This window comes from Delftia sp. DT-2 (assembly GCF_028401915.1).
Classification (GTDB): Bacteria; Pseudomonadota; Gammaproteobacteria; order Burkholderiales; family Burkholderiaceae_C; genus Comamonas; species Comamonas tsuruhatensis.
In genome coordinates this window covers 317,466-344,444 of record NZ_JAQOTI010000002.1, presented here as the reverse complement: position 1 = coordinate 344,444, position 26,979 = coordinate 317,466, and the positions used below count along the sequence as shown (strand labels likewise).

The following is a 26,979-nucleotide window of genomic DNA, read 5'->3' as shown; positions in this document are numbered from 1 at the left end:
GTCCATGTTTGAACGCATCATCCGATTCGCCATAGAGCAGCGCTGGCTGGTCCTGCTGGCCGTGCTGGCCATGGCCGGGCTGGGCATCTACAACTACCAGCGCCTGCCCATCGACGCCGTGCCCGACATCACCAATGTCCAGGTGCAGATCAACACCCAGGCCAGCGGCTACTCGCCGCTGGAGACCGAGCAGCGCGTCACCTATCCCATAGAGACGGTGATGGCCGGCCTGCCCCACCTGGAGCAGACGCGCTCGCTGTCGCGCTACGGCCTGTCCCAGGTCACCGTGGTGTTCAAGGACGGCACGGACATCTACTTCGCACGGCAACTGGTGGGCGAGCGCATACAGCAGGCGCGCGACAGCCTGCCTGCGGGCATCACGCCCACGCTGGGCCCCATCTCCACGGGCCTGGGCGAGATCTACCTGTGGACCGTGGAGGCCGAGGACGGTGCGAAAAAGCCCGACGGCACGCCCTACACGCCCATGGACCTGCGCGAGATCCAGGACTGGGTCATCAAGCCGCAGCTGCGCAACGTGCCCGGCGTCACCGAGATCAACTCCATCGGCGGCTACGCCAAGGAGTACCTGGTGGCGCCCGCGCCCGAGAAGCTGGCCGCCTACGGCTTCACGCTGGCCGACATCGTCACCGCCCTGCAGCGCAACAACGCCAATGTGGGTGCGGGCTACATCGAGCGCCAGGGCGAGCAGTACCTGATCCGCGCGCCGGGCCAGGTCGGCGGCATCGCCGACATCCGCGAGGTCATCGTGGGCTCGGCCCAGGGCCAGCCCATCCGCATCCGCGATCTGGCCGAGGTCGGCCTGGGCCAGGAGCTGCGCACGGGCGCGGCCACCGACAACGGCCGCGAGGTGGTGCTGGGCACGGTGTTCATGCTGATCGGCGAGAACAGCCGAACCGTCTCGCGCGCCGTGGACCAGCGCATGGCCGAGATCAACCGGGGCCTGCCCCCGGGCGTCAAGGCCATCACCGTCTACGACCGCACCAACCTGGTGGACAAGGCCATCGCCACGGTCAAGAAGAACCTGGTGGAGGGCGCGGCCCTGGTGGTGGTCATCCTCTTCCTGTTCCTGGGCAATCTGCGCGCGGCGCTGATCACGGCGCTGATCATCCCGCTGTCCATGCTGTTCACCTTCACGGGCATGGTGCACTACAAGGTCAGCGCCAACCTCATGAGCCTGGGGGCGCTGGACTTCGGCATCATCATCGACGGCGCCGTGGTCATCGTGGAGAACTGCGTGCGCCGCCTGGCGCATGCGCAGGAGGCGCGCGGACGGTCGCTGACGCGCAGCGAACGCTTCCATGAAGTCTTCGCCGCCGCGAAGGAAGCGCGCCGCCCGCTGCTGTTCGGCCAGCTCATCATCATGGTGGTCTACCTGCCCATCTTCGCGCTCACGGGTGTGGAGGGCAAGATGTTCCACCCCATGGCGCTCACGGTGGTCATCGCGCTGGCCGGCGCCATGCTGCTGTCCATCACCTTCATCCCGGCGGCGATTGCGCTGTTCATGGGCGACAAGGTGGCCGAGAAGGAAAACCGCCTCATGGGCTGGGCGCGCCGCGCCTATGCGCCCGTGCTGGCGCGCGTCATGGCCGCGCCCGCCGTGGTGCTCACGGCCGCCGCCGTGGCCGTGGCGCTGAGCCTGCTGCTGGCCACGCGCCTGGGCAGCGAGTTCGCGCCCAACCTCAACGAGGGGGACTTCGCCATCCAGGCGCTGCGCATCCCCGGCACCAGCCTCACGCAGTCGCTGGAAATGCAGATGCAGATCGAGAAGGCGCTCAAGAAGGAGTTCCCCGAGATCGACCGCGTGTTCGCGCGCACCGGCACGGCCGAGATCGCCTCCGACCCCATGCCGCCCAACATCTCCGACGGCTACATCATGCTGAAAGCCCGCAGCGAGTGGCCCGACCCGGCGCGCCCGCGCGATGAGCTGCTGGCCGCCGTGCAGGCGTCGGTGGACCGCATCCCGGGCAACAACTACGAGTTCTCCCAGCCGATCCAGCTGCGCTTCAACGAGCTGATCTCGGGCGTGCGCAGCGACGTGGCCGTGAAGATCTTCGGCGACGACATGGCCGTGCTGGAGAAAAGCGCCCAGACCGTGGCCGGCATGCTGCAGCAGATCGCGGGCGCCTCCGAGGTCAAGGTCGAGCAGACCACGGGCCTGCCCATGCTCACCGTGCAGATCGACCGCGAAAAGGCCTCGCGCTACGGTCTGAACATGGGCGATGTGCAGGACGCCATCAGCACCGCCATGGGCGGCACCGAGGCCGGCACGGTATTCCAGGGCGACCGGCGCTTCGACATCCAGGTGCGCCTGCCGGACGCCGTGCGCAACGACCTGCAGGCCCTGAGCCGCCTGCCCATCGCCCTGCCGCGCGGGGCGGACGGGCGCATCGGCTTCGTGCCGCTGTCGGCCGTGGCCACGTTCGAGACCGCGCCCGGCCCCAACCAGGTCAGCCGCGAAGACGGCAAGCGCCGCATCGTGGTCAGCGCCAATGTGCGCGGGCGCGACATGGGCTCCTTCGTGGGCGAGGCACAGCAGAAGCTGCAGGGCCTGTCGCTGCCGCCCGGCTACTGGACGCGCTGGGGCGGCACCTTCGAGAACCTGGAGTCGGCCACGCGCCGCCTGCAGATCGTGGTTCCCGTGGCCCTGCTCATGGTCTTCGTGCTGCTGTTCGCCATGTTCGGCAATGTGCGCGACGGGCTGGTGGTCTTCACGGGCATTCCGTTCGCGCTCACGGGCGGCATCCTGGCGCTGTGGCTGCGCGACATACCGCTGTCCATCTCGGCGGCGGTGGGCTTCATCGCGCTGTCGGGCGTGGCCGTGCTCAACGGCCTGGTCATGATTTCCTGGATCAGGAGCCTGCGCGAACAGGGCGCCAGCGTGCCCGACGCCGTGACCGAGGGCGCGCTCACCCGCCTGCGCCCCGTGCTGATGACGGCCCTGGTGGCCTCGCTGGGCTTCGTTCCCATGGCCATTGCCACGGGCACGGGTGCCGAGGTGCAGCGGCCGCTGGCCACGGTGGTGATCGGCGGCATCCTGTCATCCACGCTGCTGACCCTGCTGGTGCTGCCGCTGCTGTACCGCCTGGTGCATCGCAACGATCCGTCGGAGGCCAGCGGCACAGACCCCGTGCCCGCCGCGCCGGCACCTGCCGTGTGACGCGGCGCCCGGGCAGCACCCGGGCAGCCACTTTGGAACCCGCTGCAGCCTGGCTGCAGCGGGTTTCTTCCTGCCCGGGATATCCCGGGCCACACATCTTTGCCCATCGATGTGAACCTCGCGCATTTGGCATGGAGCGGCTGCGAACCCCTGCCTAGAATTCGTCCCACAACAGCAAGGACAACGGGAGGGACAAGGCCATGAACAGCCCCGCCAGCGGACAGCACGGCCGTGCCCGCATCGCCGTGGAGAGCCGGTCCATCGACTGCATTCCCGACAGCGAGCGCCACGCGCGGCTCGCCGACCAGGGCCCGTTCTGGTTCCTGGGCAACTTCCACTTCTTCACGCTTTCCATCGGCTTCGTCGGCCCGTCGCTGGGGCTTTCGGCGCCCTGGAGCGCCCTGGCCGGGACGCTGGGCATCATGTTCGGCACGCTGTTCATGGCGTTGCACGGCGCGCAGGGGCCGCAGCTGGGGCTGCCGCAGATGATCCAGTCGCGCGCGCAGTTCGGCTTTCGCGGCGTCACCCTGCCGCTGTGCGCCACGCTGCTGGTGTTCACGGGGTTCAACGTCGTCAACGTCTCGCTCATCATGCAGGGCATGCAGGCCGTGTTCGGCCTGCCGCCCGTGCCCACCGCGTGCGTGGCCGTGGCCGTGGGCGCGCTGCTGGCGGTCTGCGGCCACGATGTGATGCACAGGGCCTTCCGCTGCGCGCTGATGCTGGCGCTGCCCCTGTATGCGCTGGCCACGCTGGCGTTGCTGGCAGGCGTGGGCGAGCCCGCCTTGCACGGTCGGTCGGAGCCATTGCCAGGATTCGCATGGAGCGCCTTTGCCGCGCAGTTCACCATCGCGGCCAGCTACAACATCTCCTATGCGCCCTATGTGTCCGACTATTCGCGCTACCTGCCGCGCCACACTGCGCCCCGGCGCCTGATCGCGGCCATCTTCCTGGGCGCCTCGCTGTCCGGGGCCTGGATGATCGGGCTGGGCGCATGGATGGCGCAGCGGCTGCAGGCCGGGGACGCGCTGGCGGCGCTGGGACGGATCGGCACCGGCCTGTTCCCGGGCGCGGACCGGCTGCTGCCTGCCCTGGCCGTCGTGGCCTTCCTGCCCATCATCGCGTTGAACACGTACAGCGCGGCGCTGACCGTGCTCACGGCGGCGGATTCGCTGGGCGGCATGCGGCCCACGCGCGCCGCCCGTATTTTTGCCATCGCGGCGATCAGCGTCGGCATCCTCGCGTGCGTGCTGTCCATCCAGGGCAGCGGCGTGGCACTGCTGCACTCCTTCCTGGCGCTGCTGCTGTACTTCCTGGTGCCATGGACGGCGGTCAACCTCGTGGACTACTTCCTGGTGCGCAAGGGCCGCTACGCCATCGCCGATTTCTTCACGCCACAGGGCATCTACGGCGCCTGGGGCTGGCGCGGCATCTGCGCCTATCTGGGCGGCTTTGCGGCCATGGTGCCCTTCTTCCACATCCACGACGCCACGGACGGCCATGCGGTCTTCGTCGGCTGGGCTGCGCAGCGGCTGGGCGGCGTGGACTTCGCCTGGCTGCCGGGCATTCTCGTCGCCGGCAGCCTTTACTGGGGGCTGGCCCGCACCCTGGATCTGCAGGCCGAGGAGGCAGCCCGTTGCCAGCCGCGGCAGGACAGCCACCCTTTGCATCCCAAGGAGCGCACACCATGACGGAGCACCGCATCCGCATCATCCAGCCCCGTCTGCGTGACGGCGACATTGCCGGCAACCTGGCGATGACGCTGAAGACGATCAGGGCCAGCGCGGGGCAGGCCGACCTGCTGGTCTTTCCCGAAACCTGCATCAGCGGATTTCCCCGGCCCGACAACGTGGCGCAGCTGGCCGAGCCGCTGGACGGCCCCTCGACCACCGCGCTGCGCGAGGCCGCGCGGCAAGCCGGCGTGGCCGTCGCCATCGGCCTGGCCGAGGCGGACCAGGGCCGCCACTTCAATGCCGGCCTGCTGATCGATGCCGATGGACAGGTGCTGCTGCACTACCGCAAGACCATGCTCTACGACTCGGACCAGGGCGTGTTCGATGCAGGCGACCGCTGGCCCACCTGCGAATGGCGCGGCCTGCGGCTGGGAATGCTGATCTGCTTCGACATCGAGTTTGCGGCACCGGCCCGCGCGCTGGGTGCGCAGGGCGTGGACCTGATCGTGCTGATGGACGGGATGATGCACCCCCACGGCCACATCCATCGCCATGCCGTGCCCGTGCGTGCGATGGACAACCAGTGCTACATCGCCATGGCCAACCGCGTGGGCCCTGGCGACAGCTACGCTTTCAGCGGAGGCAGTCAGTTCGCCGATCCCTTCGGCCAGACGCTGGCGCGCATCGCGGGCGATGCCGAGGGCCTGCTGGACGTGCGCCTGGACCCTCTGGCGCCCGGCCGCGCGCGTGCGCAGTACCGGGGCTGACGAGCGCCGAGGCGCCACCGTGGCGCGGTCATCTGTGTCGGTTGTATGACAGCAATGTCACCATCCTGTGGGGCTGGTGTGGGGGCGCGATTTCTACATTGGAGTCCTCTCCCCGGCGTTCCGCTTCGCGGGGCGTGGGGAGAACGAATCACCAACGTGCCCTGAAAGGAATCACACCATGTCGCAACGTCGTTTCACCCCCGCTACCCTGATCGCCGGCCTGGTCGCATCGGCAGCGCTGCTGCTGCCGGGCATGGCATCGGCGGCCGGGTACATCCACCCGGCCAACAACGAGGCGGGTGCCGTCGTCCATCCCGAACATTTCAAGAGCAGCAAGACGCGCGCCCAGGTGACGGCCGAGGCCGAGGCGGCCGTGCGCCAGGGCGGCACCTCGCGCTTCAATGCCGGCGTCTACCCGGCGCCTGCACCGCAGACCGGTGGCGGCAAGACGCGGCAGGAAGTGATCAATGAACTGATCAACGAAACGCCTGCCCAGCGCGATGCACGCCAGCGTGCCATGGGTGGTTGATGCACGTGCGGGGCGATGCAGTGCTGCCCCGCAGCAGCCGTATCAAGGGATGATCGACGCGCCGCGCGGCTACGAGCCTGCGGCGCGTTCCGCTTCCTCGGCCTCATGGGCGCGTGCGATGGCCAGGATCACGTCGCGCGCCAGGCGGCGCTTGGGTACGGGAAGGCGCAGGTAGATCTTGAACAGCTCGTTGTCCTCGTAGCCCAGGCCGGCGGACCAGCTGCCCTTGGGCTCACGCACCTCGCGCGCCGGCTGCGGCGCGCGCAGGAACTCCTCCAGCGGCACCTGCAGCCAGTCGGCCAGCGCAGCAAGTTTCTTGGTGTTGGGCATGGTCTTGCCCAGCAGCCACAGACGCACGCCGTGCTGCGACATGGGCTTGCCCCAGAAGCGTGTGTTGAATTCGCGCTCCAGCACCGAGGGCTTGGCTTCATAGCCACGGGCCTCCAGGGAATCACGTAATTTCTGCGCAAACCGCTGCTTCGCATCCTGCATGCGGGCACGCTATGGGATAAGTCTGATTGTGCAGTGAGTATTGTGAAAAATCACATATCCGATGTGATTGATAGTTAACATCAAGGACTCAACCAGAAATCACAAGCACAGGAGGGCCCATGCGCTGGCAAGGAGTGTGGCTGCTGCCTGCGGGCCTGGCCCTGCTGCTGGGCGGTTGCGGCGGTGACGATGGCGAGGTGCTGACCGTGCGGGCTGCGCCCTGGGGCGCCGCCTCGGGCGTGTCGATAGGGCAGGTGCTGCAGGACAGGTCGGCCTGCGCGCGCAGCAGCTGGCGCAGCGTGGGAGACGGCAGCGGCGGGCGCATCGTCGAGTACGCCTGCGAGCGCGCAGGCGTGCGTGACTACCTGCAGGCCAGTCTGCGCCAGGAGGTCGGGCCACTGCAGCGCGCCGCCGAAAGCGAACAGGCCCGGTTCGAGGCGCGGTTGCGTGGCGAATGGCGTGAGCTGCTCTTGCTGGAGCGGCAGCGGCAGGAGATGCTGCGGCGCCACGCGCAGGAGGCGCAAAGGGATGCCGACCACAGGCAGCGGCACCTGGAGGATCTGCGTGTGCTGGGGGACATGAAGGAGTGCGGCAGCTTCCGCCCGCAAAGCCTCAGTGCCGAGGCCGCGCCGCAGCGCCTGGTGCTGGCAGCCCAGGCCTGTGCGCAGGCCGGGCGCGCGGCCGGGCATGTCTATGCGCGCGAGCGGGAGCGGACGCTGGTGCGGCTGCGCGCGGCCCTGCCGCGCTACGACGAGGCCCGGCTGGGCCGCGAGGCGGCCTTGCAGGCGATGGACCGCACCCTGGAGCAGCAGGAGGCGGCGCTGCGCCGGCTGGAGGAAGACCGCCCCGAGGCGGGCGAGCGCATACGCCGCTCATTGGCCGCGCGCATGGAGGCCATGCGCCTGCGGCTGGGCCAGGTGGGCCGCGTGCGCGAGTTCACGCGCTGGAGCGTGGCCGGCGCACGCGTGGTCTACCTGGACACGGCCCTGGCCATGGAGTGCGGCGTGCGCACGCTGACCGAAGCCATGCCGCTGGACACCCTGGTCGAAGACCTGGGCGAGGGCCAGGCCGTGCCCCGCCAGGGAGGCGCATTGGCCCGGGCGCTTGACGGACTGTGGGCGCGCTGCCTGCAGCAGCCCTGAGGGCGGGAAGGACTGCACGGCGCCTGTTGCACGCCGCACGTCGCCGGTTGCACCGCGCCCGTTGCACCACGCCGGTTGCACCACGCCTCAGAATCTCGGCAGGTCCGGGTGGGAGATCTGGCCGCCGCGCACCAGCATCTTTCCGTATTCGGCACAGCGGTTGAGCGTGGGAATCACCTTGCCGGGGTTGAGCAGGGCCTGCGGGTCGAAGGCGGCCTTGAGTGCGAACATCTGGTCGTTCTCGGCCGTGGTGAACTGGGTGCACATGGAGTTGAGCTTTTCCACGCCCACGCCATGCTCGCCCGTGACCGTGCCGCCCATGGCCACGCTGGTCTCCAGGATGTCGGCGCCGAACAGCTCGCAGCGGTGCAGCTCGTCGGGGTCGTTGGCATCGAACAGGATCAGCGGGTGCAGGTTGCCGTCGCCCGCGTGGAAGACGTTGGCGCAGCGCAGGCCGTATTTCTTTTCCATCTCCTGGATGGCCAGCAGGATGTCGGCCAGGCGCTTGCGCGGGATGGTGGAGTCCATGCACATGTAGTCGGGGCTGATGCGCCCGCTGGCGGGAAAGGCGTTCTTGCGCCCGCTCCAGAAGCGCAGGCGCTCGGCCTCGCTTTCACTCACCGTGATGGCCGTGGCCCCGGCGCCGCGCAGCACCTCGCTCATGTGGGCGATCTCTTCCTCGACTTCCTCGGGCGTGCCGTCGCTCTCGCACAGCAGGATGGCCTCGGCCGTGAGGTCGTAGCCGGCCTTGACGAAGTCCTCGACGGCGGCCGTCATGGGCTTGTCCATCATCTCCAGCCCGGCCGGGATGATGCCGGCCGCGATCACGGCGGCCACGGCGTCGCCGGCCTTGCGCACGTCGTCGAAGCTGGCCATGATGCAGCGCGCCAGCTGGGGCTTGGGGATCAGGCGCACGGTGACTTCGGTGGTCACGGCCAGCATGCCTTCGCTGCCGACCAGGATGGCCAGCAGGTCGAAGCCCGGCGTGTCCAGTGCCGTGGAGCCGAACTCCACCGGCTCGCCCTCCACCGTGAAGCCGCGCACCTTCAGCACGTTGTGTACGGTCAGCCCGTACTTGAGGCAGTGCACGCCGCCCGAGTTCTCGGCCACGTTGCCACCGATGGTGCAGGCGATCTGGCTGCTGGGATCGGGCGCGTAGTACAGGCCCAGGGGCGCGGCGGCCTCGCTGATGGCCAGGTTGCGCACGCCGCACTGCACCACGGCCGTGCGGCTGGCGGCATCGACCTGGAGGATCTTGTTGAACTTGGCCAGCGACAGCGTCACGCCCATGGGATGGGGCAGGGCGCCGCCCGACAGCCCGGTGCCTGCGCCGCGTGCGATCACGGGCACCTGGATGGCGTGGCAGGCGCGCAGCACGGCCTGGACCTGGGCCTCGGTCTCGGGCAGGCAGACCACCAGGGGGCGCTGGCGGTAGGCAGTGAGTCCGTCGCATTCATAGGGGGTGGTGTCCTCGGCGTTCCACAGCAGGGCATGCGCGGGCACATGGCGGGCCAGCGCGGCCACGACCTCGGCCTGGCGCCGTGCGCGTTCGGAGGCCGTGGGCTGCTGGTGGGCGGCATCGGCGGCGGCCGACGCCATGGCGCCGGGGGCAGGGCTGGCTGGGGAGCTGGCGGAAGTCATGGGGCCTGACTTTAGGCGATGCCGCCGTCTTTGTGCAGCGGGACTGCGCTGATGTTTATTGCAACGGCGCGTGAAATCCGCGAAATCCGTGAATTCCGTTGTGGGCGCCTCAGCAGGCCATCGCCCTCTTCAACCATTCAGCAAAGGCCGCGCATTCCCAGCGGTCCATGGTGCCGGTGCGCCAGCACAGGTAGTGGGCATGGGGGCTGGCCGTGTCCATGTCGAACAGGCGCACCAGGGTGCCGTTGTCCATCCAGGGTGCGCCCAGCTTGTGGCGCACCAGGGCAATGCCCATGCCGGCCGAGGCCGCGTCGCACATCAGGCCGATGTCGTTGAACTGCGAGCCCTCGTGCGGCTCGGGCCAGTCCAGGCCGGTGGCGCCGAACCAGGTGCGCCAGGGCTCCAGCGGGCTGCGCAGCAGGGGCATGCCTTCCAGGTCCTGGGGCTGCTCGAAGGGGCCATGCTCGCGGATGAAGGCCGGCGAGGCCAGCGGCGTGACCACGTCGCGCGCCAGTTCGATGTGCTCCACGTCGGCGTAGTGGCCGGGGCCGAAGCGCACCATCAGGTCGGCATCCTCGGCCACCACGTCCAGCAGCGGGATGGAGACCTGCAGGGCGATGTCGATCTCGGGATAGGTTTCCGTGAACTGGCGCAGGCGCGGGATCAGGATCACGCGCGCAAAGGTGGGCGTGACGGCGAGCTTGAGCCTGCGGCGGCCCGGTGCCGTGACCTCGCCCGGAAAGCGCTGCAGCGCGCCCAGGCCCTCGCGCACGTGGGACAGGTAGGCGCTGCCTTCGGTGGTGAGCGAAAAGTCCGAGCGGCCGAACAGCCGCGTGCCCAGGATCTGCTCGAGCTGGCGCACGCGGTGGCTGACGGCGCTGGGCGTGACGCACAGCTCCTCGGCCGTCTGCGTCACGCTGCGCAGCCGCGCCAGCGCCTCGAAAGTGAGCAGGCACTGTATGGGCGGGATGCGGCGGGCGCCGCTGCCGGGCGGGGCAAAGCCGCTGCCGGCGGCAAGGGTCACGTTCGCCATGGGCGGCCGGGAGCCGGCTTCAGCGGAAGACCACGGTCTTGTGGCCGTTGAGGATGACGCGGTGCTCGCTGTGCCACTTGACGGCGCGGGCCAGCACCTGGCTCTCGGTGTCGCGGCCGCGGGCCGTGAGGTCTTCCACGGTGTCGGTGTGGTCGGCGCGGGCCACGTCCTGCTCGATGATCGGGCCTTCGTCCAGGTCGGCCGTCACATAGTGGGCCGTGGCGCCGATCAGCTTCACGCCGCGGTCATGGGCCTGGTAGTAGGGCTTGGCGCCCTTGAAGCTGGGCAGGAAGCTGTGGTGGATGTTGATCGCGCGGCCGGCCAGCTTGGTGCACAGGTCGTTGGACAGCACCTGCATGTAGCGTGCCAGCACCACGAGTTCGGCGCCTTCGGCCTCGATGATCTCGAACTGCTTTGCCTCGGCCTGGGCCTTGGTGGCAGCCGTGACGGGGATGTGGTGGAAGGGGATGTTGTAGCTGGCCGCCAGCTGGTAGAACTCGCGGTGGTTGCTGATGATGGCGCGGATGTCCACCGGCAGCAGGCCGCTCTTCCAGCGAAACAGCAGGTCGTTGAGGCAGTGGCCTTCCTTGCTGACCATGAGCACGGTCTTCATGGCTTCGGCCTTGGTGTGCAGGCGCCACTTCATCTGGTACTGGCCGCCCAGGTCGGCCAGGGCCGCCCTCAGAGCCGCGGGATCGCAGCCGTTGCAGGCAAATTGCACGCGCATGAAGAACAGTCCGGTGGCCGGGTCGTTATACTGCGCGGCCTCTTCGATGTTGCCGCCTTGCTCGAGCAGAAAGCCCGAGACGGCATGTACCAGACCGAGCCGGTCGGGGCACGAAAGGGTAAGAATATAGGCTTGGGTCATAGCGGCGCAATTGTCGCAGCATGCACACGACCCTGCGCAAGTCACACGTTCTGGGAACGTTCTGAGGAACCACATGCAAGATCAGGGAGAGCAGCCCCGAATACCGCTCTGGGGCGCATTGACCCTGTATGTGTGCGCAGGTCTGCTGTGGCTCTGGGGCGTGGAATGGCTGCTGGCGCACCTGCAGATACCGCCCGGGCCGGCAGCGCAGCGGCGCATGCTGTCCTCGGTGGCCCTGGTGCTGGTCACGGCCGTGGGCGGCGGCTGGCTGCTGTGGCGCATGCGCCGTGGAGAGCGCACTGCCCATGCCGCGATGGCTGCCGGGCGGGAGGCCGACGAACGCCAGCGCCTGGCCGCCGCCGTGGTGGACAACACCATGGAGGGCGTGGTCGTCACCGATGCGCGCAGCCGCATCCTCTCGGTCAACAGCGCCTTCACGCGGCTGCTGGGCTATACCGAGCAGGAGATGCTGGGCAAGACCCCGCGCATGTTCAAGTCCGGCCGCCACGACAAGGCCTTCTACGAGGCCATGTGGGACAGCATGCAGGCCACGGGCCACTGGCAGGGCGAAATCTGGAACCGCCGCAAGAACGGCGAGGTCTTTCCCGAGCGCATGTCGCTCAGCGCTGTCAAGGACGCACAAGGCAAGGTCACGCACTACGTGTGCATGTTCACCGACATCTCGGCCGAGAAGGCGCGCGAGGCCCAGCTCGAATTCCTGGCCCACCGCGACATGCTCACCGGCCTGCCCAACAGCGTGCGCTTCACAGCGCTGCTGGAAGACGCCGTGGCCGAGGCGGCCGCCGAGCAGGGCACGCTGGCCGTGATGCTGCTGAACATCGATCGCTTCAAGGACGTCAACGACAGCTACGGCCACGCCATCGGCGACCAGGTACTGCGCCACATCGCCGCCCGTGTGCACGATTCCCTGGGCCCCCAGGACCTCATAGGTCGCATGGCCGGTGACGAACTGGCCGTGCTGTGCAAGGGCATGAGCGAGCGCGGCGACGCCATCGCCCGCGCACGGCAACTGATCGCGGCGGCCGGCCAGCCCTGGAGCTCGCCGGACGGCCTGTCCGTCATGGCCGGCGTCAGCGTGGGCATCTGCATGTACCCCTCCCATGCCGGCAATGCCCAGGACCTGCTGCAGGGCGCGCATGCGGCCGTCTACGGCGCCAAGTCGCGCAGCGGCCGTGCCTGGTGCTTCTTCGAGGAAGACATGACCTCGGCCGCGCGCGAGCGCCTGGCCATGGAGGCACGGCTGCGGCAGGCCATAGACCTGGGCCACCTGCGCCTGTACTTCCAGCCCCAGATCGACCTGGCCACTGGCCGCCTGGTGGGCGCCGAGGCCCTGGTGCGCTGGCTGGACCCGGACGAGGGCCTCATCTCCCCGGCCCGCTTCATCCCTGTGGCCGAAAGCTCGGGCGTCATCGGCGCGCTGGGCCTGTGGGTGCTGCGCGAGGCCTGCGCCCAGGGCCAGCGCTGGCGCGATCAGGGCCTGCCCGAGATGACCATCGCGGTCAATGTCTCGCTGCACCAGTTCCTGCTGACCGACATCGCCGGTGCCACCGCCGACGCGCTGGCCGCCACGGGCTTCGCCCCGCACTGCCTGGAGCTGGAGATCACCGAAAGCGCCCTGGCCGAGCGCCCCGAGGAGGCCCTGGCCGTCATGCGCCGTCTGCGCGCCCAGGGCCTGCGGCTGGCCATCGACGACTTCGGCACCGGTTATTCCTCGCTGGCCCACCTCAAGCGCTTCCCGCTGGACCTGCTCAAGATCGACCAGGGCTTCATCCGCGACATCCCGCACAGCGCCGACGACATGGCCATCAGCGGGTCGGTGATCGCGCTGGGGCATGCCATGGGGCTGAAGGTGCTGGCCGAGGGCGTGGAGACGGCCGAGCAGCTGGCATTCCTGCGCGGCAAGGGGTGCGACTTCTTCCAGGGCTATCTGTGCAGCAAGCCCATGCCTGCGCAGGCGTTCGGCGAGTGGGTCTCGGGCAACGAGGGAATGTGGGCCGTGCAGGGGTGAAGCTCAGTCCACCCGACCCGCATCCGCCCGCGGTGCCGGCGGGTTCCTGAACTTCTCGCGCAGCTCTGCGCAGTGGTCCTTGGCCGGCAAGGCGTCCGTCTTCTGCAGCCAGTCCACATCGGATTCGTGCGCCACCGATGTCTCGCCTGCCTGCGCCACGGCCACTTTGGCTGCTGCGGACTCCGGCAGCCAGGTCGGGATGCCCACCCCGCGCAGGACATGGCCCCGCCCGGCCACCAGCACCACGGTCTTGCCGGGCCTGATCGCCGCCTTGGCCACCTCGGCCATGCTGGCATCGCGGGCCAGCTGGATGCGGGCCATGGGCGGCAGCTGTGTGTCGGGCAGCAGGCCGCAGTGGCCTTCGCGGATGGCGTCGAGCTGGCGCTGCCAGGCTTCGGGCGGCAGGTGGGTGTCCAGGTTCTGGTTGCGCATGGCCTGCTTCATGTCGGCGCGGGGCAGGTTGCCGCCCAGCACGGGCACGCCTGCGCGCACGGCGGCCATGACCACGCCGCGGTAGCGCGGCCAGGGCCAGGCGGCGTCCTGCCATTGCAGGGCCTGCTGCACAGCGTCCTCGGAGGCGTCGCGCGCCAGGCTGGCCGTGGAGCCCGTGCGCGGCGCCATCTCGATCACCAGCGCGGCCAGGCGCTCCTGTTTTGCCAACTGCTCCACCGTGGCCTGCTGCCAGGCCTGGTGGGCCGCCGCATCGTGCTGCTCGCCCAGCAGCACGATGGGCGCGTCGGACCAGCGCTGCAGCTGCTGCGTCCAGTCCCGCGCCGGTGTGGAGGAGCTGGCGCAGCCGGCAAGGGCTGCCGCCAGCCATGCGGCCGCAGCCAGGCCGGCAAGGCGCGGGGTGCGGATGAAGGGGCGGAGGTGGGAGCGGACTTGCATGGCCCCATGCTAAACACTGGCCTCGCCCGGGGGCCCCATAGGCCCTGTGGGCATTGGGGGCAGTTGAAAGGATCCTAGGAATCGGGGCGGGGCACGGCGCAAACGGGCGGCGCTTGATTCAGGTCAAGACGCGCAAATGTGCCGTGGCTACAGTGCAACCATGCATGGCAAGCCCTCGCTTTCGACCAAGCTGCTGCTCATGGGCGCGGCCTGCCTGCTGGCGGCCGTGGCATCGATCGGCTTCACGCTGTGGGTGGCCTGGCAGCTGGAAGGCGGCGCGGCCGCCGTGAACGAGGCCGGGCGGCTGCGCATGAGCATGGTGCGCATGGCCATGGCGCGCCAGAACGAGGCGCCTGCGCAGTGGCAGGCGCGCGCGCAGCAGTTCGACGCCAGCCTGGACCTGCTGCGCAGCGGCGACATGTCGCGCCCGCTGTTCGTGCCCTGGAGCGACGAGGTCAGGGCGCGCTACGAGCGCATACGCCGCGACTGGAGCGCGCTGCACGCGCGCTGGCAGGCCGAGGACCAGGCTGATGCGCAGGCCATCATGGGCAGCGCCGACGCCTTCGTGCGCGAGGTGGACGGCTTTGTCGAAGCCATCGAGGACCGGCTCTCGCGCTGGACGGCCATCCTGCACCTGTTTCAGATGTGTCTGATGGCGCTGGCCATCATCGCGGCCGTGAGCTTCATGGCCACCAGCTACTGGCTGGTGCTGCATCCCGTGGGCCAGTTGCGCTCGGCGCTGGAGCGCATGCGGCGCGGACACCTGGACACGCGCATGAGCGTGGAGGTGGACGACGAGTTCGGCCAGCTGGCCGCAGGCTTCAACCTGATGGCCCAGTCGCTGCAGAGCTCGCACGCCGAATTGGAAGACAAGGTGCGCGAGAAGACCGCCAGCCTCAACGTGCAGCACCAGCAGCTGCAGGCGCTGTACGCGGTCAGCGTGCAGGCCTCCGAGGCGGCCTGCCTCCAGGCCCTGGCCGAAGGGTTCGTGCGCCAGATCCGTGTGGCAGCCCAGGCCGATGCGGCCACGGTGCGCTGGTCCGACGAGGCCAACGAGCGCTACGTGCTGCTGGCCGGCGACGGCCTGCCCCAGTCCATGTCGGTGCAGGAGCACTGCCTGCACACGGGCGCCTGCCTGTGCGGCCAGCCGCGCGAGCAGGCGCGGCTGCGCGTGATCCCCATCACCCCGGCCAGCGACCTGCAGCTGCCCCACTGCCGCGAGGCCGGCTTCGAGACCGTGGTCAGCATCCCCGTGCAACTGCAGCAGCGCCTGCTGGGCGAGGTCAACCTGTTCTTTCGCTCCACCGTGGTGCTCACGGACGACATGCGCGACCTGCTGTCCGCCATGGCGCGCCACCTGGCCAGCGCCATGGAAAGCCTGCGCGCCACGGCGCTGGAGAGGGAGGCCGCCGTGGCCGAGGAGCGCGGCCTGATCGCGCGCGAGCTGCATGACTCCATTGCCCAGTCGCTGGCCTTTCTCAAGATACAGACCCAGCTGCTGCGCGACGCCGTGGCCAAGGGCCGCGACGAGGCGCGCGACCGCAGCCTGGGCGAGCTGGAAGTGGGCGTGCGCGAATGCTATGCCGACGTGCGCGAGCTGCTGGTGCATTTCCGCACGCGCACCAGCGCCGAGGACATCGAGGCCGCGCTGCGCGCCACGCTGTCCAAGTTCGAGCACCAGACGGGCATTGCCACCTCGCTGAGCATGTCGGGCCAGGGCCTGCCGCTGGCGCCCGACGTGCAGATCCAGGTGCTGCACATGGTGCAGGAGGCGCTGTCCAACGTGCGCAAGCACGCGGGTGCCAGGCATGTGGAGCTGCGCGTGGGGCGCCACCCCTGGCGCTTCGAAGTCTGCGACGACGGCTGCGGCTTCGTCCCCGCCGACGTGGCGCCGGACTCGCTGCATGTGGGCCTGGGCATCATGCGCGAGCGCGCCCTGCTGGCGCAGGCGCTGGTCCATGTCCACTCCCGCCCCGGCGAGGGCACGCGCGTGCTCATCGAGCTGCCGCCGTCGGCCTCGGCCGGGGCGCCGGCGCAGGCCCTCCCCTCGAACGCGTGACACGCTCCCGCAAGAAAAAGACCGCCCCATGTCCTTCTCCAGCCCCATCTCCGTCTTCGTCATCGACGACCACACGCTGTTCCGCCGCGGCCTGATCGCCCTCATCGCCCAGGACGCAGGCCTGCGCGTGGTCGGCGAGGCCGGCGACGCGGGCGAGGCCCTGCGCCTGGTACCCGCGCTTGCGCCCCAGGTCATCCTGCTGGACAACCACCTGCCCGGCGTGCCGGGCGTCGATGCCATCGCGGGCCTGCGGGCCGCATCGCCCGGCAGCCGCGTCGTCATGCTCACCGTGAGCGAGGACGGCCAGGACCTGGCGGCCGCGCTGCGCAACGGCGCCCAGGGCTATCTGCTCAAGACCATCGACGGCGACCTGCTGTCCGAGGCCCTGCGCCGCGCCGCGCGCGGCGAGCCTGTGGTCAGCCCCGAGATGATGGGCAAGCTGGTGGCCGCCTTCCAGTCCCAGGGCGCGCCCGAGCCCCAGGCGCCCGAGCCGGACGAGGCCCCGGCCTCGCCGCTGTCCCCGCGCGAGGAAGAGGTGCTGGTCCAGATCGCCCGAGGCGCCAGCAACAAGGAAATCGCCCGCACGCTGGACATTGCCGAGACCACGGTCAAGATCCATGTGCAACACATCCTGCGCAAGCTGGGCCTGAGCTCGCGCGTGCAGGCGGCGGTGTATGCGTCGGAGCGGCAGCGGGATTAGCGGCCTACGCTGTGGCTGAAGCCCAACCATCCCCCGCACACCGCATCGCCCACACCCAGGCCAGCGCGGCCGCTACGGTCAGCCCGGTGAGCATGGCTGCCGCGCCCACGGCGTCCAGCGCCACGCCGGCGGCCAGCGGCACCAGCATGCGGCTGGCGGCGAACAGGCTGGCCTGCAGGCCGTAGTCGAAGGCCTGCCAGCGCGGGCGGGCGAATTGCATCATCAGTCCGAAGACGCAGGCCGAGGAGGCGCCCATGGCTGCTGCCACGCAGGCCACGGCCGCGACCAGGCCCGGGGCCGGGGCGCCGGCTGCGATGACGGCCGCCAGCAGCGCCAGCGCCGCCACGTTGCCGCCCGCATACAGGGGCAGGGCGCGCCGGGTGCCCAGGCGGTGCGTGAGCAGGGGCGAGGCCGCGCCCGCCAGCGCAGCCACCACGCCGCCGCCCATGCCGGCCAGCAGGGCGGCCTGGGCGGGCGCGAAGCCATGGTCCAGCATCAGCGGCTTGAGGTAGAACCAGGCCGCGCCGATGAAGGGGAAGTAGCTGACCAGCACCAGGGTCCAGCGCCAGGCGCCGGGCTGGGCGCCATAGCCGCGGACCATGGCGGCCAGTCCAGCTTTGGGCGCAGGCAGCAGCAGGGGTGAGGGCGCATCCCCCGGCTCATGGCGCACCACCCAGGCCAGCAGCAGGGCGCCCAGGGCCAGCGCGCCGGCCAGGCAGAGGAAGGGCGCGTGCCAGCCCCATTTCGCCTGCATGAGCAGCATCATCCCGCCGCCCACGATGGCGCCCAGCGACAGCGCCGCTGCGCGCACGCCCCCGGCGCGCATGCGCTCGGACGCGGGCAGCAGGCGGATGGCCAGGGCGCTGACGGGAATGTCGGCCCAGGTGGCGGCCAGCGCGGCCGCGAAGGCCAGGCCGAACAGCCACAGGCGCTCGGCCAGCAACTGCTGCCAGCCCAGGGCCAGCAGCACGGCCGCATAAGCCAGGCACAGGGCCAGCGCCCAGGCGCGGTAGCGCGGCCGGCCGTTCGCGCTGCGCGCTTCCACGGGCGCGGCCAGCGCGAACTTGATCAGCGCGGGCAGGCCCGCCAGCTGGAACAGGCCGATGGCCGTGCCCGACCAGCCATGCTGGCGCATGACCAGGGGCAGGCCCAGCCAGAGGTAGACGCTGGGCGCGGTGAGCGCCAGGTGCAGCCAGCCGAAAAGTGCCTGGAGCAGCCAGACAGGGCGGGGAGCTGCGGCCTTCATGGCGCGGCCTTGCGGGCAATGAGCACGGCCAGCGGTGCCATCGGAAACTCGCGCGACTCGATGCGTTCGATGCGCTCGAAACCCGCCTGCGCCAGCAGCGCCTGCAGCTCGCCGCGCCGGGTCACGCTGCGGCCCAGCAGGCGCATGGGCAGGTAGTAGGGCAGGGTGCGCAGGGCGGCTTCGGGCGTCTCATCCACCTCGGCATGGGCGCAGACGAAGACGCCGCCGGGCGCCAGCGCGTCGAACACCTTGGCGACCACGGCTGCCGCATCGGGCACGAAGTGCAGCACGGACGAGCACCAGACCAGGTCGTAGCCGCTGCCTATGCCGTCCGTGGCCAGGTTGCCGCCCAGGGCGGTGAAGCGGTCGGACAGGCGGGACTGGCGGGCGTTGTCTGCCGCCACGGCCACGGCCTCGGGCCAGTCGAAGACGCTGGCCTGCAGCGCGGGCTGCCGGCGCAGCAGGGCCAGCGCGATCCAGCCGGGGCCGCCGCCCAGGTCCAGCATGCGGCGCGCGGCACTGGCTTCAGGCACCTGGCCCAGCACCTGCAGCGCGGCGGGCACGCTGACGGCGCGCTGCTCCTGGCCGATCTGGGCGCGCGCGGCGGCGGCCCAGCCTTCGGCATTGCCCGTGGCCATGGGCGCGCTGGAGGCCGTGCCGTCGCCCGCTGGGCCGTGCTCGACCAGGCCGCGCAGCAGCGTGGCGGAGTGGCGCAGCGAGCGCAGGCGGAACAGCCAGGCCGCGCCGCAGGACTCGGGCGATGCGCTGTGCAGGTAGCGCAGCGCATCGGTGGCCAGCAGGTAGCTCACGGGCGCGTGCTGGCCGCGCCGCAGCAGGCGCATGCTCCACAGCAATTCCAGCCAATGGGAGGTATTGGCCTCGTTCCAGCCCTGGGCCTGGGCCAGCTCGGCCGGCGTCTGTGGCGTGGCCAGCCGGTCCAGTGCCCCCGATTCGAGCGCCAGCACCAGGGCCTCGGCCTGGACCTGGGCGGCGGCCAGGTCCCACAGCGGCTGCAGGGCGTGGGAGGGGGCGTGGGTAGGGGATTCACAGCGGGGTGTATTCATCGGAAGGTCCTTTTCACGAAAGGGAGTCACATGCGCCAGGTCAGCCGCACGCCGAACTCGCGCGGCGGGCTGTAGACCACGACCTGGCCGTTGAGGTAGCCCACGGCGTCGTAGCGGCGGTTGGCGGCGTTGCGCAGGTAGGCGGCGATTTCCCAGGACCCCTGGGCATAGCCGGCCGACAGGTTGAGCAGCCCGTAGCCGGGGCGGCGGTAGGCGTTGGCGGCGTCCAGGTAGACCTTGCCCGTGCCCTGCACGGCGGCCTGCGCCCACCAGCGGCCGGGCGCGTCGTAGCGCAGCGCCACATGGGCCGTCATGTCGGGCGCAAACGGGTTGCGGTGGCCGTCGTAGACGGCGCCGCCGTCGCGGAACGTGCCGAAGCGCGTGCGGTTCAGGCCCAGGGCGGTCTGCAGTTGCCAGCCGCCGCCGAACACATAGTCCAGCTCGAAGTCCGCACCCGTGGAGCGCGCCCGCGCCGCATTGGTGATGTAGACCACGCCCGGCAGGCCCATCTGCTGCACCTGCATGTCGCGCACCTGCTGGGTGTAGACCGAGGCCGCATAGCGCAGGCGCTGCCCCAGCAGCCGGCCCTTGGTGCCGATCTCCCAGGCGCGCACGGTCTCTGGCTCGTAGGCCGCATAGCCCATGGCCGGAGAGAACACGTTGAAGCCGCCCGCGCGGTAGCCCTCGCTGAGGCTGGTGTAGACCTGGCCCTGGGGCGACCACTGGTATTGCAGCGAGAGCTTGGGGCTCAAGCGCGACCAGTCGTCGCTGCGCGCCGCCGCGCCCACGGGGGCCAGTTCCACGCGGTTGCGCTCCACGCGCGCGCCGGCCGCCAGCGTCCAGCGCTCGGACAGCGGGACGGTCCAGTGCGTGAACAGCGCCGCCGTGCTGCCCTTGAGTCCGGCCGTGGGCCGCATCAGCGCGGCGGGCAGCTTTTGCTCGTAGCGCAGGTCATGGTCGTCGCGGTCCAGGTACAGGCCGGCCAGCCAGCGCGCGTTCCACAGGCCTGCGGCCTCGCCCTCCAGGCGCAGTTCCTGCGAGGTCGTGGCCAGGCGGTAGTCGCGCCGCACATGGAGCAGGTCGGCGCGCTGGAAGTCCGTGTCCTGCAGCACGCGGTCGTCGAAGACATTGCGCGCGGTGATGGAGCGCAGCCGCAGGCCCGAGGCAAAGCGGTGCGAGACATCGAGCGACAGCGTCTGCCCGCGCGAGCGGTTCCAGCTGTCCGTGCCCGAGTTCACCGTGGCGCGCGGCGCGGCAATGCTGCCCCATTGCGCGGCGCCGTCGTCCCAGCGCTGCTGGGCGTAGCGCAGCGTGGCCTCGGTCTCGGCCGTGGGCGTCCAGCGCAGGGCCAGGCGGCCGCTGGCGCGCTCGCGGTCGTCCACGCGCGCTCCCGTCGCCTGCTGGCGTATGAAACCGTCCTGCGCGCGCCACTCGCCCGACAGGCCGATATAGAGCTGGCCCGGCACCAGCGCGCGGCCCAGCTCGAAGCTGCCCGCGCGCTGGCCGTGGTTGCCGGCCTCGGCGCTGATCGATGCATAGGGCGTGTCGCCGGGCTGGCGCGTGACGATGCTGACCACGCCCGCTTCGGCATTGCGGCCGTACAGCGTCGATTGCGGGCCGCGCAGCACTTCCACGCGGTCCACGCCCTGCAGGTTGTGCTCGAAGCCCTGGGCCATCAGCGTGGGCACGCCATCGACCAGCAGCAGCGTGGACGAGGAGAACGACACGAAGTTGGCCGTCAGCCCCCGCATCACGGGCGGCTGCACGCCTGACTGGCCGAAGGCCTGGAACACAAAGCCCGGCACCTGGGCGGACAGCGCGTCCAGCCCGCGCACGCCAGCCGCCTCCAGCGCCGCGCCGTCGAAAACGGAGACGCTGGCGGGCACGGCGTCCAGGCTCTCGGCCTGCTTGTTCACCGTGACCGTGATCTCGGGCAGGGTGGCTTCGGGCGCCTGGCCCTGGGCCGCCACCGTGAAGGGGGCCAGGGCCAGCGCGGCCGGCCAGCGAAGGGGGAATGCCATGGTTTTCTCGTCCTCTCCAAAAGGGAATCTCGTTGGAGACCGATGCTAGGGAAGATGAGAATCGCTATCATTTGAAAACGTATGCGCGCCGGAGCATTTCCTATGCGAAGCGCGCATCCATTCCTCTCCCATGACCTCCCGCATCCCTTCCTCGCTTGCCTTGCCCCAGCCCTGTGCGCCGGGCTGGACGCGGCATGCCCTGCCCGCCGAGCTGGGCGACTGCCATGCGGAGCGCTTCACGCTGGGCGACGGCATCGTGCTGGCGCGCTCGCACTACTGCCCGCTGCACGACCTGGTGGAGGACAGCGTGCAGGCCGATGCCTCGGACCAGGGCCGCACCCTGGTCATCACGCTGGGGCTGGCCGGGCAATCGGGCTTTGTGGCGCGTACGGGTGCGGCACTGCGCTTCGGCGCGGGGCAGACCACGCTGGCAGCCTTTCGCGGCAGCCAGGGCGAGCGCCGCTATGCGGCCGGGCAGACCGTGCGCCAGTTGCGCCTGCTGCTGTCGGGCGCGGCGCTGGACCGCTATCTGGGGCCTGAACTCTCACAGCGCCTGACGCAGGTGGACGGCGCGGCCGGCGTGCGGCCCTTGGACCACCGCGCCAGCCTGCCGGCCAGCCTGGCGCTGGCGCGGCGCCTGGCCCAGCCGCCCGGGCACCAGCCCACCGATGCGCTGGACCGCCACATCGCCATGCTGAGCCTGGCGGCGCTGGAGCTGCGGCATCTCGCGCCTGCGCCGCAGCCGGCCAAGGCGGCACTGCGCTGGTCGGCCGACGAACTGGCCCGGCTGGAGCAGGCGCGCGAACTGCTGTCCACCCAGATGGACCGCGCGCTGACCCTGACCTACCTGAGCGCCGCCGTGGGCCTGGGCGAGCACCGGCTCAAGCAGGGCTTTCGCGCCGTCTTCGGCACCACGCCCCAGGCCCTGCTGCTGGAGCTGCGCATGCGCCGCGCCTGGGCGCTGCTGGAGACCGGCTGCCAGGTCGCCCAGGCCGGCTGGCAGGTGGGCTATGCCCATCCGTCGAACTTCAGTGCCGCGTTCACGCGGTTCTACGGACGCAGCCCGAAATCAGTCTTCGGGCGTCGTTCGTAAGAAGAGGCTTTCGGTGGATTGGGTTGGTCTGCAACGGGATGAGTGCATGCTTGAGGTGCTCCGTATGGGCCTGAGCCCGTGCAAGCTGCCGTTCCAAGAGGAACGCTCGGCGCACTCAGAACAGCCGCGCCCTGTAGACATTGTTTGGCTCTGCGTTTTGCGGCTGTGGTTCACGGCCTTGGAACACCAGGGATTGCTGCTCCTTGTCCCACAGCATGGGCTGCTGCGGGGTGTAGGGCGAGCGCAATGCCTGAGGGCTCTGCTCCAGCCAATGGGCCATGTCGGCCGAGGTGATGCCCTGGCGATAGGCCTGCAACTGCAGGCGCACCAGACGTCGGTGGCCTTCGATATCGTGGGTGCGCTGGAAGTATTTCCGTCTGGCGGGCAGCGCAATGTCTTGCGCGAGACCCAGCATGCTCCTGCCCATCAGATTGCGCGGCCAGTAGGTCCACCGGCCCTCCAGGTCCGAGACGCGTTGCTGCGGCTGCGCGATGGCTGCATCAAGCGCATGGGCGGGCAGGCGTGCGAGGACTGACATGTCCTCCCAGCGTTGCCAAACCAGATTGGCTCTCTGATGGGGCAGATAGGCCAGCCGCACCAGTGCATTGCTCAGCCACTCCTCGATGAACTCGGACCATGTGCCACGGAAGGCAGGAATGAGGGAGGGCGACGCCTCCACCATGCCTGCACCCAGGGCCATGCTCCAGCGTATCTCTCCTTCAGCAGCAGGGGCCAGCGACAGCGGCCAGGAGCCCAGCGCGGTTTCCCAGGCGTCGTGGTCGCGGGCTACCAGCGCGGGAAAAGCACGGGCCATCTCGCTGAGCAGCCGCTGATGCCTGTAGGCTGCTGCCAGCACGACCATGGCGCCGATCAGGGTGCGGGATCCCTCCAGCAGACGCTGGTGCAGTTGGGTGTTGCGCCGCATGCATTCGAGCGCTTCACGCGGTTGATTCGATTGAAGCAGCAGCGCCGCTTGCATGCCCACCAGTTCGGAAGCGAAGAACAGGTCGTCGTAGCGGGGCATTTGAAAGCCCGCGTAGGGCACCGGAACCTCTTCATATGCAGGTGACTCCCCCAAGGCCCGGTAGCGTGAGAGGGTCTCCGAATGGCGTCGTAGAGCCTCTTCGATGGCCGTGCGCCTTGCGTCGTAGTGTTCCATGCAGTTCGCGGCAGCGGGACAGCGCAGTTTTTTGCGGTCGTCCGTCTGGAAGGCTGCCTGCACGTGGTCTGCCCATTCCTGGTCGTGCTCGAAGCGGTGGTGATAGCGCTCCAGATCACGCATGAAGACCTGTTCTCCGGCCTGCTGCGGGTCTTCGCCAGCAGGCGCACCCAGCCCCAGCAGGAGGAAGTAACTGTTGCGCCGCATGGCCTGTGCGTCAGGCGGTACGAAGCGCCGGGCCTCGGCGGCCTCGGGCAGCAGCTCGTCGTCATGCCGGTTGGCCACCCACAGCACCAGCACGCCAAGCAACGGCAAAGCCAGGGCCACTGCCAGGGGCCAGCGCCAGAACCTGAAGGTGAGAAAGCGTCGCATGCGGCAAGCCTATCCGAAGGGTGGGCAGACCCTCTGCGTAGCCGGGGTGCATTCCCGTGGAATTGCAACGGCCATAGTTCTTTGGAACTAGGCCTGCCTGCGCGCGCCTAGTTCTTCCGCATTGTCCGAGCGTACGGCTGGCGGATGTGCGGCGCGGCCCTCGCGCGGGACCATGGGAACCATAGCCCCCACGAGGAAAACAAAATGGCAAACCAAGCGCCCGCCGCACAGGGCCATCCCCGAAAAAGTCCGGGAACAAGCACACGCCGCGACCGCCAGGCCTGGTCGGTCCTGGCCGTCAGCACCCTGGCCTTCACCGTCTGCTTCATGGTCTGGATGATGTTCGGCATCATCGGCATCCCCATCAAGAAGATGCTGGATCTGAACGCCACGCAGTTCGGCCTGCTCACGGCCATGCCCGTGCTCACGGGCTCGCTGGTGCGCGTGCCGTTGGGTATCTGGACCGACCGCTACGGCGGGCGCATCGTGATGGCGGTGCTGATGGCCGTCACCGTGCCCGCGATCTGGATGATGGGCTATGCCACCGAGTACTGGCACTTCCTGACCATCGGCCTGTTCGTGGGCCTGTCGGGCGGCTCGTTCTCGGTGGGCACGCCCTATGTGGCGCGCTGGTTTCCCAAGGAGCGCCAGGGCATGGCCATGGGCATCTACGGCGCGGGCAACTCGGGTGCGGCGGTCAACAAGTTCGTGGCGCCGGTGATCCTGGTGGCCTTCGGCTGGGCCGCCGTGCCGCATGCCTACGCGGCCATCATGCTGGGCGCGCTGGTGCTGTTCTGGCTGTTCAGCCACAGCGACCCGGCCCATCGGGTGCCCAGCAATGTGCGCTTCAGCGATCAGTTGAAGGCGCTCAAGGACCCGCGCGTGCTCAAGTACTGCCAGTACTACAGCATCGTCTTCGGCGGCTATGTGGCGCTGAGCCTGTGGATGGTGCAGTACTACGTGGGCGAGTACGGCCTGGACATCCGCGTGGCGGCCCTGCTGGCGGCCTGCTTTTCGCTGCCGGGCGGCGTGTTGCGCGCCATCGGCGGCTGGCTGTCGGACAGGTACGGCGCGCACAGCGTGACCTGGTGGGTGCTGTGGGTGTGCTGGATCTGCCTGTTCCTGCTGTCCTATCCGCAGACGGATTTCACCATCTCCACGGTGGACGGCAGCACAACGCTGCACCTGGGCCTGAACGTCCATGCCTTCACCGCGCTGATGTTCTTGCTGGGCATTGCCATGGCCTTCGGCAAGGCCAGCGTCTTCAAGTACATCAGCGACGACTACCCCGCAAACATCGGCGCCATCAGCGGCATCGTGGGCCTGGCCGGCGGCATGGGCGGCTTCATCCTGCCCATCCTGTTCGGCGTGCTGCTGGACTGGACGGGCATACGCTCCAGCGCCTTCATGCTGCTGTACGGCGTGGTCTGGGTGTCGCTGATCTGGATGTATTTCACCGAGGTGCGCCGCACCGACGTGCTCAACAGCCACGGCGGCCGCAGCGATGTGCAGCCGGCCGCGCGCTGAACCGCAGGAGTTGCACATGCATGCGAACACCCCAACCAACGCGCCCCGCCGCAGCCGCCCCGGCAGCGTGCTGACCCTCTGGCGCCCCGAGGACAGGCAGTTCTGGGAGCGCGAGGGCGAGGCCATCGCCAGGATCAACCTCTGGATCTCGGTGCCCGCCCTGTTCCTGGCCTTTGCCATCTGGCAGGTCTGGAGCGTGGTGGCCGTGAACCTGCCCGCGCTGGGCTTCACCTACTCCACCAACCAGCTGTTCTGGCTGGCGGCGGCGCCCGCGCTGTCGGGCGCCACGCTGCGCATCTTCTATTCCTTCATGGTGCCGCTGATGGGCGGGCGCCGCTGGACGGCGCTGTCCACGGCCTCGCTGCTGATCCCGGCCATCGGCATCGGCTACGCGGTGCAGGACCCGGCGACCGACTATCCGACCATGCTGATCCTGGCCCTGCTGTGCGGCCTGGGCGGGGGCAATTTCAGCTCCAGCATGGCCAACATCAGCTTCTTCTTTCCCAAGGAACGCAAGGGCTCGGCGCTGGGCGTGAACGCGGGCCTGGGCAATCTGGGCGTGTCGGTGGTGCAGTTCCTGAGCCCGCTGGTGATCACGGCCGGCATCTTCGGTGTCTTCGGCGGCGATGCGCAAACCATCACCAAGGCCGGCGAGGCCACGAAGATCTGGGCGCAGAACGCGGCCTTCATCTGGGTGCCGTGGATCGCCATCGCCTCGCTGGCCGCCTGGTCCGGCATGAACGACATCGCCGACGCCAAGGCCAGCTTCGCGGCCCAGGCCGCCATCTTCCGGCGCAAGCACAACTGGGTGATGTGCCTGCTGTACCTGGGCACCTTCGGATCGTTCATCGGCTTTGCCGCCGGCTTTCCGCTGCTGATCAAGAGCCAGTTCCCGGCCGTCAATCCGCTGGCCTATGCCTGGCTGGGCCCGCTGCTGGGCGCGCTGTCGCGGCCCTTTGGCGGCTGGCTGGCCGACAAGGCGGGCGGCGCGCGCGTGACGTTCTGGAACTTCCTGGTCATGGCCGTGGCCGTGGTGGGCGTGCTGTATTTCCTGCCCAAGGGCAGCGGCGGCTACGCGCTGGGCTTCGGCCCTGCCGAGGGCAGCTTCATGGGCTTCTTCCTGATGTTCCTGGTGCTGTTCCTGACCACGGGCATCGGCAACGGATCGACCTTCAGCATGATCCCGGCGATTTTCCTGGCGCTCAAGCAGCGCGAGCTCGGCGCCCATCCCAGCGAGGAAGCCCAGGCCCATGCCCTCAAGGAAGGCAACACCGAAGGCGCGGCCGCCCTGGGCTTTGCGGGCGCGCTGGGAGCCTACGGCGGCTTCTTCATCCCCAAGAGCTACGGCAGCTCCATCGCCGCCACGGGCGGGCCCGAGCTGGCGCTGTGGGTGTTTGCCGCCTTCTATGTGCTGTGCGTGGGCGTGACCTGGTGGTACTACGCGCGCAGGAACGCCGAGATGCCCTGCTGAGCTGCGCGCCTAAGGCACTACCGCACCTAA

The 26,979-nt window shown here is 69.5% G+C and carries 20 protein-coding genes; 11 read left to right on the top strand and 9 right to left on the bottom strand.

Translation table 11 applies throughout. The features are described 5' to 3' along the window. The first annotated feature begins 4 nt into the window (after positions 1 to 4). The 4 genes from PO605_RS04060 (at position 5) to PO605_RS04045 (ending at position 6,144) form a co-directional block, all read left to right on the top strand. A complete protein-coding gene (locus PO605_RS04060) occupies positions 5 to 3,178 on the top strand; it encodes a CusA/CzcA family heavy metal efflux RND transporter (RefSeq protein WP_272206125.1) in 3,174 nt (1,057 codons plus the stop codon). 200 nt (positions 3,179 to 3,378) lie between these two features. Next, complete coding sequence (locus PO605_RS04055; RefSeq protein WP_047468411.1) at positions 3,379 to 4,866, top strand: purine-cytosine permease family protein; 1,488 nt, start codon at positions 3,379 to 3,381, stop codon at positions 4,864 to 4,866. Next, positions 4,863 to 5,615, top strand: coding sequence for a carbon-nitrogen hydrolase family protein (locus PO605_RS04050; protein WP_047468409.1), 753 nt, complete (start codon positions 4,863 to 4,865; stop codon positions 5,613 to 5,615). Before PO605_RS04055 ends, PO605_RS04050 begins: the two co-directional genes overlap by 4 nt. A 178-nt stretch (positions 5,616 to 5,793) precedes the next feature. Next, positions 5,794 to 6,144 (top strand): DUF4148 domain-containing protein, encoded by a 351-nt coding sequence (locus tag PO605_RS04045; RefSeq protein WP_016446650.1) that lies wholly within the window; start codon positions 5,794 to 5,796, stop codon positions 6,142 to 6,144. Positions 6,145 to 6,213: 69 nt separating this feature from the next. On the opposite strand, the gene PO605_RS04040 is transcribed toward PO605_RS04045, so the two are convergent. Next, a complete protein-coding gene (locus PO605_RS04040) occupies positions 6,214 to 6,636 on the bottom strand; it encodes a hypothetical protein (RefSeq protein WP_016446649.1) in 423 nt (140 codons plus the stop codon). Between the two features lie 119 nt (positions 6,637 to 6,755). On the opposite strand from PO605_RS04040, the gene PO605_RS04035 reads away from it, so the two are divergent. Continuing rightward, positions 6,756 to 7,778: a hypothetical protein gene (locus tag PO605_RS04035; RefSeq protein WP_272206124.1), complete on the top strand. Its 1,023-nt coding sequence runs from the start codon at positions 6,756 to 6,758 to the stop codon at positions 7,776 to 7,778. Positions 7,779 to 7,865: 87 nt separating this feature from the next. Here PO605_RS04035 and PO605_RS04030 read toward each other — a convergent pair whose 3' ends face one another. From PO605_RS04030 to purU, 3 genes are all read right to left on the bottom strand, one after another. Further along, entirely contained in the window at positions 7,866 to 9,377 is a 1,512-nt protein-coding gene (locus PO605_RS04030) for an FAD-linked oxidase C-terminal domain-containing protein (RefSeq protein WP_016446647.1), read from the bottom strand. Between the two features lie 151 nt (positions 9,378 to 9,528). Next, complete coding sequence (locus PO605_RS04025; RefSeq protein ID WP_017405258.1) at positions 9,529 to 10,452, bottom strand: LysR substrate-binding domain-containing protein; 924 nt, start codon at positions 10,450 to 10,452, stop codon at positions 9,529 to 9,531. Between the two features lie 19 nt (positions 10,453 to 10,471). Beyond that, positions 10,472 to 11,320, bottom strand: coding sequence for a formyltetrahydrofolate deformylase (gene purU / locus PO605_RS04020; protein WP_013804418.1), 849 nt, complete (start codon positions 11,318 to 11,320; stop codon positions 10,472 to 10,474). Between the two features lie 73 nt (positions 11,321 to 11,393). Here purU and PO605_RS04015 point away from each other — a divergent pair, with 73 nt between their 5' ends. Continuing rightward, positions 11,394 to 13,349 (top strand): putative bifunctional diguanylate cyclase/phosphodiesterase, encoded by a 1,956-nt coding sequence (locus PO605_RS04015; RefSeq protein ID WP_016451962.1) that lies wholly within the window; start codon positions 11,394 to 11,396, stop codon positions 13,347 to 13,349. Positions 13,350 to 13,352: 3 nt separating this feature from the next. Here the strand turns inward: PO605_RS04015 and PO605_RS04010 are convergent, their stop codons facing one another. Continuing rightward, positions 13,353 to 14,237: a ChaN family lipoprotein gene (locus PO605_RS04010; protein ID WP_047473039.1), complete on the bottom strand. Its 885-nt coding sequence runs from the start codon at positions 14,235 to 14,237 to the stop codon at positions 13,353 to 13,355. Positions 14,238 to 14,397: 160 nt separating this feature from the next. On the opposite strand from PO605_RS04010, the gene PO605_RS04005 reads away from it, so the two are divergent. Together PO605_RS04005 and PO605_RS04000 are read left to right on the top strand one after the other, a co-directional pair. Then, positions 14,398 to 16,296, top strand: a complete 1,899-nt coding sequence (locus PO605_RS04005) for a type IV pili methyl-accepting chemotaxis transducer N-terminal domain-containing protein (protein WP_272206123.1) — start codon at positions 14,398 to 14,400, stop codon at positions 16,294 to 16,296. Positions 16,297 to 16,324: 28 nt separating this feature from the next. Continuing rightward, entirely contained in the window at positions 16,325 to 16,996 is a 672-nt protein-coding gene (locus PO605_RS04000) for a response regulator (RefSeq protein WP_016446642.1), read from the top strand. A 4-nt stretch (positions 16,997 to 17,000) separates the two neighbouring features. Here PO605_RS04000 and PO605_RS03995 read toward each other — a convergent pair whose 3' ends face one another. The 3 genes from PO605_RS03995 to PO605_RS03985 are packed head-to-tail and all read right to left on the bottom strand — an operon-like array spanning position 17,001 to position 21,327. After that, entirely contained in the window at positions 17,001 to 18,242 is a 1,242-nt protein-coding gene (locus PO605_RS03995) for an MFS transporter (protein ID WP_272206122.1), read from the bottom strand. After that, the gene (locus tag PO605_RS03990; RefSeq protein WP_272206121.1) at positions 18,239 to 19,306 is read right to left on the bottom strand and encodes a class I SAM-dependent methyltransferase; all 1,068 of its coding nucleotides are present in this window, start codon (positions 19,304 to 19,306) and stop codon (positions 18,239 to 18,241) included. The genes PO605_RS03995 and PO605_RS03990 overlap by 4 nt, the downstream gene beginning before the upstream one ends. 26 nt (positions 19,307 to 19,332) lie before the next feature. Further along, positions 19,333 to 21,327 (bottom strand): TonB-dependent receptor, encoded by a 1,995-nt coding sequence (locus PO605_RS03985; RefSeq protein WP_047473078.1) that lies wholly within the window; start codon positions 21,325 to 21,327, stop codon positions 19,333 to 19,335. Between the two features lie 130 nt (positions 21,328 to 21,457). Here PO605_RS03985 and PO605_RS03980 point away from each other — a divergent pair, with 130 nt between their 5' ends. Further along, positions 21,458 to 22,420, top strand: coding sequence for a helix-turn-helix transcriptional regulator (locus tag PO605_RS03980; protein WP_272206120.1), 963 nt, complete (start codon positions 21,458 to 21,460; stop codon positions 22,418 to 22,420). 115 nt (positions 22,421 to 22,535) lie between these two features. On the opposite strand, the gene PO605_RS03975 is transcribed toward PO605_RS03980, so the two are convergent. Further along, entirely contained in the window at positions 22,536 to 23,951 is a 1,416-nt protein-coding gene (locus PO605_RS03975) for a hypothetical protein (RefSeq protein WP_047472645.1), read from the bottom strand. Between the two features lie 204 nt (positions 23,952 to 24,155). On the opposite strand from PO605_RS03975, the gene PO605_RS03970 reads away from it, so the two are divergent. Next, positions 24,156 to 25,478, top strand: coding sequence for an MFS transporter (locus PO605_RS03970; RefSeq protein ID WP_047472644.1), 1,323 nt, complete (start codon positions 24,156 to 24,158; stop codon positions 25,476 to 25,478). Between the two features lie 16 nt (positions 25,479 to 25,494). Further along, complete coding sequence (locus PO605_RS03965) at positions 25,495 to 26,949, top strand: MFS transporter (protein ID WP_047472647.1); 1,455 nt, start codon at positions 25,495 to 25,497, stop codon at positions 26,947 to 26,949. Positions 26,950 to 26,979 lie beyond the last annotated feature (30 nt).

Excerpts from the sequence above, each read along its gene's own strand:
- PO605_RS04010 (WP_047473039.1), bottom strand. The coding sequence starts at position 14,237 with ATGCAAGTCCGCTCCCACCTCCGCCCCTTCATCCGCACCCCGCGCCTT.
- PO605_RS04055 (WP_047468411.1), top strand. The coding sequence starts at position 3,379 with ATGAACAGCCCCGCCAGCGGACAGCACGGCCGTGCCCGCATCGCCGTG.
- PO605_RS04000 (WP_016446642.1), top strand. The coding sequence starts at position 16,325 with ATGTCCTTCTCCAGCCCCATCTCCGTCTTCGTCATCGACGACCACACG.
- PO605_RS03975 (WP_047472645.1), bottom strand. The coding sequence starts at position 23,951 with ATGCGACGCTTTCTCACCTTCAGGTTCTGGCGCTGGCCCCTGGCAGTG.
- PO605_RS03970 (WP_047472644.1), top strand. The coding sequence starts at position 24,156 with ATGGCAAACCAAGCGCCCGCCGCACAGGGCCATCCCCGAAAAAGTCCG.
- PO605_RS04040 (WP_016446649.1), bottom strand. The coding sequence starts at position 6,636 with ATGCAGGATGCGAAGCAGCGGTTTGCGCAGAAATTACGTGATTCCCTG.
- PO605_RS04045 (WP_016446650.1), top strand. The coding sequence starts at position 5,794 with ATGTCGCAACGTCGTTTCACCCCCGCTACCCTGATCGCCGGCCTGGTC.
- PO605_RS04050 (WP_047468409.1), top strand. The coding sequence starts at position 4,863 with ATGACGGAGCACCGCATCCGCATCATCCAGCCCCGTCTGCGTGACGGC.
- PO605_RS04030 (WP_016446647.1), bottom strand. The coding sequence starts at position 9,377 with ATGGCGTCGGCCGCCGCCGATGCCGCCCACCAGCAGCCCACGGCCTCC.
- PO605_RS04005 (WP_272206123.1), top strand. The coding sequence starts at position 14,398 with ATGCATGGCAAGCCCTCGCTTTCGACCAAGCTGCTGCTCATGGGCGCG.
- PO605_RS04060 (WP_272206125.1), top strand. The coding sequence starts at position 5 with ATGTTTGAACGCATCATCCGATTCGCCATAGAGCAGCGCTGGCTGGTC.
- PO605_RS03965 (WP_047472647.1), top strand. The coding sequence starts at position 25,495 with ATGCATGCGAACACCCCAACCAACGCGCCCCGCCGCAGCCGCCCCGGC.
- PO605_RS03995 (WP_272206122.1), bottom strand. The coding sequence starts at position 18,242 with ATGAAGGCCGCAGCTCCCCGCCCTGTCTGGCTGCTCCAGGCACTTTTC.
- PO605_RS04035 (WP_272206124.1), top strand. The coding sequence starts at position 6,756 with ATGCGCTGGCAAGGAGTGTGGCTGCTGCCTGCGGGCCTGGCCCTGCTG.
- purU (WP_013804418.1), bottom strand. The coding sequence starts at position 11,320 with ATGACCCAAGCCTATATTCTTACCCTTTCGTGCCCCGACCGGCTCGGT.
- PO605_RS04025 (WP_017405258.1), bottom strand. The coding sequence starts at position 10,452 with ATGGCGAACGTGACCCTTGCCGCCGGCAGCGGCTTTGCCCCGCCCGGC.
- PO605_RS03985 (WP_047473078.1), bottom strand. The coding sequence starts at position 21,327 with ATGGCATTCCCCCTTCGCTGGCCGGCCGCGCTGGCCCTGGCCCCCTTC.
- PO605_RS04015 (WP_016451962.1), top strand. The coding sequence starts at position 11,394 with ATGCAAGATCAGGGAGAGCAGCCCCGAATACCGCTCTGGGGCGCATTG.
- PO605_RS03980 (WP_272206120.1), top strand. The coding sequence starts at position 21,458 with ATGACCTCCCGCATCCCTTCCTCGCTTGCCTTGCCCCAGCCCTGTGCG.
- PO605_RS03990 (WP_272206121.1), bottom strand. The coding sequence starts at position 19,306 with ATGAATACACCCCGCTGTGAATCCCCTACCCACGCCCCCTCCCACGCC.